The following is an 11,832-nucleotide window of genomic DNA, read 5'->3' as shown; positions in this document are numbered from 1 at the left end:
AGCGTCATATAGACGCTGATTTGGTCGCGCAGAGCCGGCCTCACGCCCGCATCGCCTCCAGCAATCCGCCTACGCCCACGATCATCATCACGCGCTTCATGTTGTAGGCGAGCACGTTGAGCGCCATTTCGGTGGCCACCTTTGGCAGCTTTTTCGTGAGAAAGTGCGTTGCCCCCATCCAACACTTCATCGTGCCGAACGGATGCTCCACTGTCTGACGGCGAACCCTCATTGCATCGGGGTTGTGGTCAAGCCGATTCTGAACTTTCTCCAGAACGACCTCGTGCTCCCAGCGTGAGATGCGGCGCTCGGGGCCTGTCGTGCACTGAGCTTTTAGCGCGCAGGTTTTGCAGGCGCTTGTCCAATAGCGGCGCAGTGTCTTTCCGTCCTCTACGTTCGTATAGTGATAAGTTAGCCGCTCGCCGGCGGGACAGCGATAGACATCGTCGGCGGCGACATAGACGAAGTCCTGTTTGCCGAAGCGGCCAGCAGCTTTGGCGCCCGAAGTCATCGGCTTCGGCAACGTCACCGTGATGTCGGCTTCCTCGCAGGCCCTGATCTCCTCACCATCGTAATAGCCGCGGTCTGCCACGACTTCGAGCGCCTCGACAGCCATCTCGCCGCGCGCCTGTCCGGCCATGTTGGCGAGTTGGTGGCGATCGGTGCCCACGTTAGTCACCTCGTGAGCCACGATGAGATGATGCTGCGTATCAACCGCAATTTGCACGTTGTAGCCAACGATGCCGGTGTCCTTGCCACTGGTCGCCATCGAGCGTGCGTCAGGATCGGTCAGCGAGATCTGCTTGTCCTCGCTCTTCATCATCTCCGCATTGATCGCATTGAGCCGGACAATCTCCTCCTTGAGCTTCTCGATCTTGCCATTCAATCGCTCAACCTTCGCCTCCGGCACCGCATCGCCGTGTCGATCGGCGGTCTCGAGCTGTGAGAGATACCGGGCGATGCTCTCGTCGATCCGCTCCAGACGCCGCTTCATCTTCGCCTCGGTGAAGTTCTTGTCCCGCGCATTGACGGCCTTGAACTTCGATCCATCGATGGCGACGCTCGCTGCAACAAGCAGATCAAGGCTTGCGGCACAGCGCGACGAACTCGCGGCAGACCTCACGAATGGCCTTGCCATTGTCCTTGCGGAAATCCGCGATGGTCTTGAAGTCCGGCGTCAACTGCCCGGTCAACCAGATCATCTCGATATTGCGCTGGCATTCCCGCTCCAGGCGCCGGCTCGACGGAACCCGATTAAGATAGCCGTAGATGTACAGCTTGAGCATAACACCGGGGTGATAGCTGGGTCGGCCGGTATCGAGGGGCTGGACACCGACAAACCCGAGCTTATCGAGATCGAGACCGTCGACGAACACGTCGACCGCACGCACCGGGTTATCCTCGGTTACATAATCGTCGAGCGATGCCGGAAACATCGTGCTCTGCCCGCGATCCAACCCTTCAACAAAGCGCTTCATCAGATGCCCCGCAAAGTCACCGGGAATCTTATCGTGCGAATCACGGAAAACAGAGCGTTTTCACACGGCCTGGGCCCATAGCTGACATAAACGGCGCTCTGGCCTAAGGTCCTCTTTCGAGGGCAAAACCGACGTGCCCGCACTAACCGGTGTATTTACCGCCAAAAGTTCTTGAAGCGGGTAGGCGACAACTCGGTGTAGCGTACAGTGTGCTGAATATTCTTGTGCCCCAGATAGGCTTGCACCGCGCGGGTGTCGTGTCCCTTGTTGGCGAGCGTATAGCCGCAAGCATGCCGTAGCATGTGTGGATGCGCTTTGAATTGTAATTTTGCAGCCGCGCCTGTCCGCTCGATCATTCGCGCAAATCCCGCGGTGCTGAACGGAGTGCCGCGTTCGGAAGTGAAGACGAACGGGGATTTTGGTTGCTGTTCTCGCTGAAGCTTGCGCAGAGCACGAAGCTCGTCTCCGAGGATCGGATGCGTACTTGGCGTTCCATTTTTGACTCTTCGGACATGAAGAGTAGCTGACGAGAATTCGATTTGGTCCCAACGAAGGTCCGTCAACTCTGAAGCGCGGAATCCGTGGCGATAGGCCACCAGGACCATGGTGGCGTCGCGATGGCCGTAGCGATTTGCTTTGGCGACATCGACCAAGGTCTGTACCTCGTCATCAGTCAGATATTCTCGTGTACGAAGCTCGGCATTCTTCCGCCGAATAGGCATGACTGTTCGTTTTACGATGGCTGGCATCGTATTTCTCCTCGCTGATTTGACCGTAGTTTCTTGGCGGTTTGATTGTGAACTGTTCGAAGAACGGCTGCTTTACGAACGCGAGATGCGCTCGATTTGAGACTCGATAGCTACTCGTGGCGCTAATACGCGGCTGATTGCGACTTACGAGCGGGGCAGGCCATACCAGCGGGTATTGGGCTCAGAGCCTTCTGATGAGTCTTGGAGGGCGGCTCGCAAGCGCATCGCGGCGCTCTGAGTGAACCGGAATGATTCGACCGTGGCATTCATGGCGGCGCGGTCGAGCAACTCTAACACTGTGCTGATCGCACCGTGCGGCTAAGAACTATCTGCCCCATGTGAGGTTCGCAATCTTGCGGCGCGCAGACTCAGCTTACACCGAGCACACGGTCTCGAAGAGGATACCGAGTCGTTTCGGCAAACAGTTAGGAGATGGTCGATTTGGTCAGCAGCTAAGATTTTCGCCTGCTTGCCCAGCATAACGTTTGTGAATCTAAACACGATTCTATCTACAAACCATAGCCACGCAAGCGCAATTTACTGGAGCAAATCAGAGCGAGAACTGTAAACGTAATAGCGAAAAGGTATCGAGTTCGACTGAGTTGGAGCGGGCCTCAGAGCCTCGGCGTCGTCACTATGCGCGGGTCACCTCCTGAGCAAAACTATGCCAATGCTCGAACGTTTAGGCCCATTGCTATTCAGCGGCGAGAAAGATGGAAGGTAGAAGAAAGACCTTTGCCTCTCGGATGGGAAACTGCTCGCTGAGAGAGACCGCACTGCCCATAAACTGTTTTCCCGCGTTCTTACTCGTAAAGGCTAGAAACGAGAGCTTGAGCGTTTCGATCTTCGAACGCAAGGCCGCCCGGTCGCAGCCGCTGCTCTGCGGACCACCCATCGTTACCCTGGACATCCTTAACTAGGTCCACCGATGAGTACCCGCCCTTCTACCGAATGCGTCGATCACGTGAGACCTTGGCAAGGTATTCATCAGCGTTAAGAACGTTCAGTGGGCTCGGATCAACGCAAGTCAGACTAGGCTCTACGCTTAACTGAGATCCAAGTTTCAGTTGGCTCTGCATTCCTCGCGTCCACGAGTGTTTACCTTCCCAGTTCAAAGCCGCCCTCGGCCCCCGCTTCGTCTCAACCGAGTATCTTGCTCCGTTACCAAGAAGGGCATCCATGCCTTCGCGAGAACGAAAAAACGATATCACGCGGCCATCCCCAATGCCTTGCTCCCAAACCAAGTATCCATCTTGATCAAATTTGAGGATCCATGCGCGCCGTCGCTCATCATCATATTTGGACCGCGTTTCTCCTCCCACGTAGATCGCTCCGCCGTTTAGATTGAGAGACCACCCCTCGTCGTCAGACGCGCCCCCGCAAATGCGCGTCCAAACAACCTCGAATGCGTTGCTCAAACGCTGCAGAATAAGATTCTTATCCTTTTTTCCATTGCCGATGGTCCATCCCGTCACGAGGAAACCATCTTCAATCTCTTGAATCCGCGTAAACTCGCTTGTCGTTTGAGCCGGAGCTAAGCCAATCGGAAAAGTATACGAATTATTGCCTGTGCTCGCATCCACAGCATAGACCCATGGCCTGTTCGTGCCTTGTTCGAAATACGATCCGACCAACAGGAGCAAGTCGTACTTAGCCCAATACATGATAGACCGCGGTTCTTGGCGAAAGGTCGATTTCGTTGCCGCGTATTTGCGGGTCCAAAGCATTCGCTCCTTATCGTCAAATACGATAATCCGCGCGCTGGACTCTCCTTTATCTTTCTGAACCACCAGGGCCGCCCATCGCTGAACGACAGCCTCTTCAGTGATGCGGGAAAAACGTAGGAGGTACCGTCCTTCCGAGCGTAGCTTAATGAAAAGGCGTTGTGGATCTATATCAACTTCGCCAAATTGATCTAATCGCCACAGACGCGCATGCCATTCGTCATCTGGTCCGACTGCATTCCCGAGGGCATATCTTTTCTCACCCAGATTGACGGAAGCTGCGATTTCGAGTGGAGGTTTTCCGAAAATCTCCGGCCCCTCTTTCGGCTCTTGTCCCTGGATGGCGATCATCAGCCTGGTGGACGAACTGCTCTTGCGGCCTACAACGCCTAAGCGGTCTGCATCCGCGACGCCGTAGTCATCATTCGCGGCAGCCCAAGGTGCTTTAGCGATCTCGCTGACGGTAGTTGTATCTTCCTCATTATACCGCAATGACAGACTGGCAGGACCGGCGCGTAGCGCGGCACCACCCGGAATAAGATTTGGTGATTGAGTCGGCGTTGGTTGTTTCGCCAAAAAGTCATTCGGACTTTGAGCGGTCGATGGAGTAACCGCTTCCTCACCAAAACAGCAGTCAAATCTGCAGCAAAAGAACAGTAATGCGATGATGGAGACTTTATTCCGCAGACGTTGCATCGCCCTATCTCGAACTCGGCCAATTCTTCGAAAGCGAATATTGTTGAGTGCGTCTAGGTTTCACCGAATAGCTTAGGCAGCTTTAGCTTCTCGTACGTGATTTTTCGTTCTGACGAGGTAAGACAATCTCTTGCAGACACCTTATCACCAAAGTTGTTTTCACGGCTTGCCAGGATTGACCAGAACACGGCATAGGTGTCGAATCCACCGAAGTAGCTTCGCAGATCCTCTTTGATGCTATTGCATGCCTCTACTAAGTCTGCACGAGTGCTTTGCGTGCCTAGTTGGGCCAAGAACGTCCGACGGATACTGTCAGCCTTGTAAATTTGCTCGATGGTCCCATTCGTCGTGACGGCTGCTCTTAGAATAGAATTCGGATCATCGCTGTACTTCGGAAAATTGCAGTCACCATCAAGGTTATTGCTGATGATCGAGGGAATTACCGCCGCATACGTCCGCACGTCGTAGTTCTCAATCTGATTTCCGTTGACAACTTCCGCGCTGTACACCGCAACGTTGTTTAAATCGATTGCGATCCCTGGTAGGAAGCCTACAGACTTTATCTTTTTCAGACTTTCTATTGGCTCAAACCGCTGACTGATAGCAGTTGCGACATCCTGGATCGGCTTTGTCAGTCCTTCAATTACAGATGATACTGCCTGCGACTGCGGGAAGGTAATTCCTCCAGCAAATCCAAGTACGCTACCCAAAGCTCCCGCAATTTTTCCAATCAAGCCTGTCTCGATTTGCGTTTGCTTTGATTTGAAAAACTCAAATTCGAGCTGAACTATGTTGGTGTTTGCTATGATCTCGATCCGAGGAGTTAGTGGAAAAAGTCCTTCTGACTCCGTGGTGGTTACAAACCTACGATCTCCTGCCTGAACTGCGGTTGTCAGCAACTCAAGGGTCCCGCCCTGACCAGCCTTGAAATGATACAAGATTTGCTTTCCCAACTCCACGCGCTTGAGCGTGCCAGAGTTAGCGTCGGGAACATTCGCAAATGCACCTACGGTGAATAAGTACTCTCGATTTTCTGAAAACAGGCCTGTCGCAATTAGAGTACGTCGAAAGCCTTCGAACCAATCTGCGGACGCTTGAGATTTGCCGCCTTTTCGAAAATCGAAGAAAACCTGCCCGTAGGCCTCCCCGTAGTTGTATGCGTTTCCGACCTTTAGGTTAATCCTAATGTCCCGCTGACCATTTGCTCCCAGTGCGCGCGCAAAATCGCAGGTCGAAACGGTAGAGGCGCTGAGGGTGACACGCGGTGATTGAGCGGTCGCAGAGGAAGTGAAGCTTGATAGGACCAGAATAGAAAAAAGAACTCTGAACATGCATCGTCTCCGAATATCGTACGATGGAGGAGTGATTTTCTGACTCGGATCTCCAGCCCGGCCCTCACTAATCCGAACGTCGCGCGAAGCCGAGGAGCACGATAAGCACGAGGGTCGCGAACGATTGAGGCGACCTAATCATTTCCCAAGCAACTGCTGGGGACGTGAGCCGCCGGAAATGGGCGGACCTTCTACTGGTGGGACTTTGGGACTAGGGTCGCCCTGTTGCTCTCTCCGCGGATCTCTGCGCGCTCTCGAATCCGAAATTTCCGGCACCCCCTTGCTAGCATCGCCTTGTTGCAGAGGAGGCGGCGGCTCTACTGATGGAACTCTGGGACTAGGATCGCCCTGTTGCGGACTTCGGACATCTTTGATCGCGCTCGAATCCGGAAATTCGGGCACACGCTTGCTAAGGTCGCCCTGCTGTAGAATAGGGGGCAGACTAGGGCGAGGAGTTAGCTTACTACGATCAATACTTAGATCCAACGCAGTTACAGGCTTTAGCATTGATCCAAATAGAACCACGATCATCAGAACGAGCTTCATGGCGTTTCCTCGTTCAATATTGCTTAAGAGACCTGGCGGAAGCTGTGCAGAACGAGATCCGCGCTCTGTTTTGGCATAGTTGTTGTTGTCACGGCACCCGTGCTTCTTGTTGCACCTCTCTGGTTTCCGCCGAGCATCTTTATCCCGTCTTGCTCCATCGCTAGAAAAAAGCCGACGTGTCCAAATCCTTTTTTACCGTCCTCCCCCCATTTTGAGAAAACCACAAGATCGCCAGGTTTTGGATTGTCGGTGGGCTGTCCATATTTTCTAAAACTGCCCGATAGCGCACTGAAGGTCCCCTTATGGCCAGAAAGATATAGGCAAAAATTCGCGAACGCTGCGCACCATGAAGTTTGATCTCCCTCGCTCGGGAGGGTGTTCGTAAGTGAAAAGAAGCCGACTATCAGTGGATTTGCGCGATTGCTCCATTCGAAGTTATATGGCTCTCCATCGGCATTCTTATTCGGAATCGTTTCGAAATACGAAGCAATTGCCAGTTGGTTCGTGTCGCGAGGCGCATTCAATAGCAATCGAAATGCAGTTGCGACCTCTTCGGGACGCGACGGAGCGCTGCCCACGACATTGCCCACTAATGGCTCATCTTTCGCACGAATGGTGGGACCAAACTCAGGATCGTCGGCGGGCCCGACAAATCCAAATTCTCTTAAAAGGTTCTTATCGGTCGAGACGGATTGCGCGAATGCTTTAGACGCTAACAGAGCAGTGGTTGCTCCGCCGATTGTGCTGATTGATAATAGTTTTCGTCGAGTAGTCATAACTTACTCCATCCTGCACCATGTCAATTGTCCAAAGCCTTCGTCGATTTGAATGCGGAGTGTGCCTTTCCCCATGCAGGCGAGTACCCCAGCGTCCTCCATTTGCTTGCACGAGGGAGGCAGCTCGGCTGTCACACTGGCTCTGGGACGCGGGCGGCCGGGGCGGTATTCGTCGAACACGGTGAGTGTAACTAGCGCGCGCGTCGTCGAAATGGATTGGACGCCGCGGAAAATCACGTCGGTGCAAGGATTATCGCGCTTCGGAGGCTGGGAGGGGCGCCCCGCTTGATCTTGAAGCCAATCGCGGTATTTGGACAAATCGATAAAATAAGAGCGCCTGTCAGAACTAGCATCGCAGGTCTCGGAAGACGCGGGCCAGAAATAGGAGGCGACGCCTACTATGCCCATGTTGCCATCTTCGCCGACTGCCAGTAGCGGGGATCCAGAATCGGCAGGGCAAAGTCCGACCGTTTGCTTCGGGCCGCTTCGGGCGGCAAGGCTACTGTACCAAATGCACAAGGTATCTGCGCCAGCTTCGGGACAACTTCCCTGGTCATCCAGCGGTGCTTGCTGACCGGATAGCGTCGCGACTCCCTCTTGGTATGCTGTATTCGACTTGAAACCTCTACCCTCGATGCCTGCTTTGAATGACAACAGACCGAAACTAGCGAGCAGGAAGCGCTTGGCATCGTGAAACGAGGCCAAGAAGACCGATTTGGCCTCTGCTTTTGCGTCGAATTGGATCACTCCCAAGTCAGCGAGTACGCTGACGTGAGGAGAGAAGCCGCCTGCAGGAGATTTATACTCGGGATGAATTGAAGGAGCGCCTTCCGTGTCAAACAAGCCAGAATTTGGAAAAAAGATTCGATATTTTGTCTTTTGAAATGTCGCGCTCCCGACACAGCTTCTCTGGTCAGCAAAATAGACACCAGTTGCAGAGTCTCTGCAGAAGCAGTGAGCTGCGGATAGGAATTTATTTGGGGAGATCGCCGCGCCCGAACAGGACCAGACAAGCTTCTCGATTCCATCCTGAGTTACAAAGGCAAGTAATCTACCTGTACTCGGCACCTGAGTTGAAGTCGGAAAGAGCCCGAAGTCATTTTCGTCCGTCGCGAATTGTCGTGCTGCCGCGGTCCAACCTTCCAGCCGTTTTGCAAACCGGTCAGCCTGATCGGCAGTTGTTTCATTCGCAGTGATGATGAGTTGAGCCGGGGGGGGGCCACTTTCACAACGACCAGCGACGGTTAAGCAGGCAATGAGCCATGCAAAGCAAGAAGCTAAAAGTAGGGGGCTTAAATAACGCCTCGCCATCATTCGAAAACTGCTTTTGTAGACATGAGGTCCGGAAAGTGACAAGTAAACATCAGGTTTTAGGCAATGACAACACTCGTTGTCCGGGAGTCGCGTTAAAATTGTAAATTGGGCAGCGATGCTGACTGTCCCTGTACCGACGTTTTTGGCCTTTTCGCTAAGGTGGAGGATGTCCGCTAATCCAATAGGTGCTGATAGGTACCGCACTTCAAGAGGGGTGCGGCTAGCAAGGGTCCGAGAACATGCTCACGTTATACTTTTCCATTATTGCAAGGGGGAATAGCCATGAACCGACGAAATCTCACCCTTAGTTTGCTCACGACGTGCGCGGCTGTTTGCTTTGAGATTCGCCGCGCAGCCGCGTGGGCCTTGATCACTGCAGAAGAATTGGAGCGCGAAAAGATGACGCCGCAACTCGCGGCGTCTCCAATTGAAGCTCAACCAGGCGCACCAACGATTGAAGTCGAGCAGCCGGATGCCACCAAGCCGATCAAGTCTCCTGTAAGCGTCCGTGTTCGCTTTAAGCCCCAAGAGGGCGCTACTATCATTCCGGAAAGCTTTCGAGCCAAGTACGGTTGGCTCGGCATTGATGTGACGGATCGAATAACTGCGAATGCTAAAATTGATTCGTCAGGACTGGTCGCCAACAACGCCGAGGTTCCGGCCGGAAAATACAAACTGACGCTCCAAATAGAAGATAGCTTGCACAGAGTCGGTACGCGCGTCCTAGAATTCAGCGTGCTCTAGCTAGAGCTGTCGCAACTTTTTTCTCAAGTCATTTTATGGGCTGAATGATCGTAGTTCAGGAAAAGCGAGACCGTTAGATGGTCTCTTGTATTACTGCAGAGGGAGCCGGGACTTGTTGATTGACCAGAAATCCCAGTTGGCTTGCGGTAAGGTCTTATGCTTACCCAGTATTTCGCTTGTCTTAATCTGGAGCGGCGTCGCGTTCGCGGATGCTAACCCAGGCACTCAGCGCGTTTTAGACCGTCTTGCCGATACGTCACAAGCAATCGTCGTCGAGGGCCGAGAGGGCGTCCAAGCGGAACTCCGCGCCTTTGAAAAAATCGGAAGCACGTGGACGGAGAAGTTTCGCGTACCGGCGGTCATCGGCAAGAAGGGTTTCGCTCCCGAGGACGAAAAAACTGAAGGCGATCTCCGTACACCCACGGGGATCTACACGATAGGAACGGCGTTCGGCTACGGGCCCATCATGAAAACGTCCGTCCCCTACCGCCAAGCCACGGCGGAAGACAAATTCATCGATGACGTGGCGTCCGACCAATACAACACTTGGGTGCACGGAAACACGAACGCCAAAAGTTTCGAGGAAATGAAAAGAACCGATGGACTCTACGAATTCGGTTTGGTTGTGAACTATAATATGAACCCAATAATCAAAGGCAAAGGAAGTGCGATCTTCATTCACGTCTGGAGATCGAGCACAGATGGAACGGCGGGGTGCGTTGCCCTTGAACGCACGAATGTCGTTCGCTTGCTCGAATGGCTAAAGCCTCAGGCGCGAGCCGTCTTTGATCCGGATTCGCTGAAAAAGTAACCGGACTTGCGCTTCGGTGAGGCCGGGGCGTCTGGGCACGCTGCTGCAAGACGCCAACTTTGTCGTCCTACTCATCAAAGTGTCGTAGTCGCGGCGATTGCATCAAAAGTCCAAAGTCTCTGAAAGACTGGAATGACGAGCTGGACGCGCAATTCATTGTAGTTTGATCGAGAGCTTATCGCCTTCTCGAACGATCACTCAACCCTGAACTGACCATCAGGCTGCGGCTCCATCCTGGATCCCGGTCGAGGATCTCCGAGCGTTTTTGAATACGTTACCCGGCCCGCCGCAGACGAAAACCAATGTTGAGCAGCGTTTGCGCGCTATTTGGGAAGAACCACATACAAATTATCCCAAGGACGAACTCAAGGACGGCTGTGTTGCGCTGTATCAATCAGAAGGGCAGACGGTACCGAGATCCGCACTGCTTTCCTTTGTCCTGGCTTGAGCGCTACTGGATCGTTTGTTTTGGAGCAGAGCTAGAGGATGCTCCGCCGAGTCGATGCCGTCCTCTCCAGAAACGCAGCCGTGGGTATCGCGAGACGCAATAACGAACCCGAAATGCATCCCCCTTTCATACAAGTTGGGCACCTGCTATCAGACCGAAAAATGAAAACCAAATCAGCGTGAGTCGGTATGATGACGCCGCAGGCACTTCGCCGAAAAATTAAGGGATTTGAGGCGCCCCCACCTGTTACGCTCAGCTTCGAGAGAGCCTTGACCAAGCAAGGAACGTGGAGCGCTGAAGGGGTCTGGTACAGATCACAGAAAGAGCATTGGCTAGGTTGGCTCTCGGAATATGATGGGCCGGGAGCTTACGGCCGCAAAACGTCGACAACCATGTTGTCTGCCCACCAATGGTCCTTTGGCTAGGGGAGGCCAGCGGCGTCGAGACGCCGTTAATAGTTCAGGCAAAGAAATCGGCTCTTGGAGTATCTCGCAAACTTCAGGGCAAGTGTGCTGCAATTCGGAGGATCGTGCCTTGGTCGAAGATCGAAGCGTCGCTGCTCAATTCTGCGACGACGGATGGTTTGATGCGTGCTTATTCCGTCAAAGAACTGCTGCGAGCGGTGCGACGGCTTCCGGCCACAGCGCCTCAGTCAAATAAGGGGGGTTATGAAACTCACCGAGATCACTGGATCGTATGGCTAAAGGAGTATTCCGGACCGGGCTATTATGGACGGTCCGACTGGAGCGTAGATGCGCGCGCCGTGTATCAGCGTCTCGCCAACGGGCGTATGATTGTGTGGCTTAATGAAGTAGCGGGCGTGGATCCTAAACGAATCAGAGCCGCCATCACCGCAATGATGCGTCATGGCAATGGTCGAAAACAGACCGAAGCCAAAATCGCTCGATTCCACTTGCCTTGGGAGCAGGTCGCGGCGCTACTATTCAAATGACAAACCAAGCCCCCCCGACGAGACGAGGGCCGACAGTTGTCACCGCAGGACGCTGCGTCCTTCTAACGATTTCGTAGACCACGGCAGGCCACGCTTTCGAACGCGAATCGAATATGCGAAATCCCCTGCTTTCTCTATTTTAGGATGCTATCAGTTTATTCTCCAGTTGTTCCAATTTTCGGTGTAGCCGATGATTAGCATAGATCCGAGAGTTGATAAGAGCATTGCGCAATGCGCACGACACCTTGGTGCTGCGCGGAGAG

At 53.6% G+C, this 11,832-nt stretch carries 8 protein-coding genes and 1 pseudogene; 3 read left to right on the top strand and 6 right to left on the bottom strand.

The annotated features are described in order from the left end of the window. Positions 1-40: 40 nt before the first annotated feature. The 6 genes and pseudogenes from V1280_RS26350 to V1280_RS26325 form a co-directional block, all read right to left on the bottom strand. Positions 41-1,478 (bottom strand): annotated as a pseudogene (locus V1280_RS26350) (IS1182 family transposase). Between the two features lie 155 nt (positions 1,479-1,633). Beyond that, entirely contained in the window at positions 1,634-2,227 is a 594-nt protein-coding gene (locus V1280_RS26345; protein ID WP_334530922.1) for a tyrosine-type recombinase/integrase, read from the bottom strand. A 944-nt stretch (positions 2,228-3,171) separates the two neighbouring features. After that, the gene (locus tag V1280_RS26340; protein WP_334530919.1) at positions 3,172-4,647 is read right to left on the bottom strand and encodes a hypothetical protein; all 1,476 of its coding nucleotides are present in this window, start codon (positions 4,645-4,647) and stop codon (positions 3,172-3,174) included. A 53-nt stretch (positions 4,648-4,700) separates the two neighbouring features. Then, complete coding sequence (locus tag V1280_RS26335; RefSeq protein WP_334530916.1) at positions 4,701-5,978, bottom strand: hypothetical protein; 1,278 nt, start codon at positions 5,976-5,978, stop codon at positions 4,701-4,703. 569 nt (positions 5,979-6,547) lie between these two features. Then, a complete protein-coding gene (locus V1280_RS26330) occupies positions 6,548-7,300 on the bottom strand; it encodes a TIGR02594 family protein (RefSeq protein ID WP_334530913.1) in 753 nt (250 codons plus the stop codon). Between the two features lie 3 nt (positions 7,301-7,303). Further along, entirely contained in the window at positions 7,304-8,656 is a 1,353-nt protein-coding gene (locus V1280_RS26325; RefSeq protein WP_334530910.1) for a hypothetical protein, read from the bottom strand. 240 nt (positions 8,657-8,896) lie between these two features. On the opposite strand from V1280_RS26325, the gene V1280_RS26320 reads away from it, so the two are divergent. The 3 genes from V1280_RS26320 to V1280_RS26310 all read left to right on the top strand — a co-directional run bounded on the left by V1280_RS26320 (position 8,897) and on the right by V1280_RS26310 (position 11,569). After that, positions 8,897-9,358, top strand: coding sequence for a hypothetical protein (locus tag V1280_RS26320; RefSeq protein WP_334530907.1), 462 nt, complete (start codon positions 8,897-8,899; stop codon positions 9,356-9,358). 112 nt (positions 9,359-9,470) lie between these two features. After that, positions 9,471-10,169, top strand: a complete 699-nt coding sequence (locus tag V1280_RS26315; protein WP_334530905.1) for a L,D-transpeptidase family protein — start codon at positions 9,471-9,473, stop codon at positions 10,167-10,169. A gap of 977 nt (positions 10,170-11,146) precedes the next feature. Further along, positions 11,147-11,569 carry a hypothetical protein gene (locus V1280_RS26310; protein ID WP_334530903.1) on the top strand — a complete coding sequence of 141 codons (423 nt, stop codon included), beginning with the start codon at positions 11,147-11,149 and terminating at the stop codon, positions 11,567-11,569. Positions 11,570-11,832: the final 263 nt, after the last annotated feature.

Source organism: Bradyrhizobium sp. AZCC 2230 (assembly GCF_036924495.1).
Classification (GTDB): domain Bacteria; phylum Pseudomonadota; class Alphaproteobacteria; order Rhizobiales; family Xanthobacteraceae; genus Bradyrhizobium; species Bradyrhizobium rifense.
The sequence above is the reverse complement of the archived record's forward strand: the minus strand, read 5'-3'. Positions and strand labels throughout refer to the sequence as shown.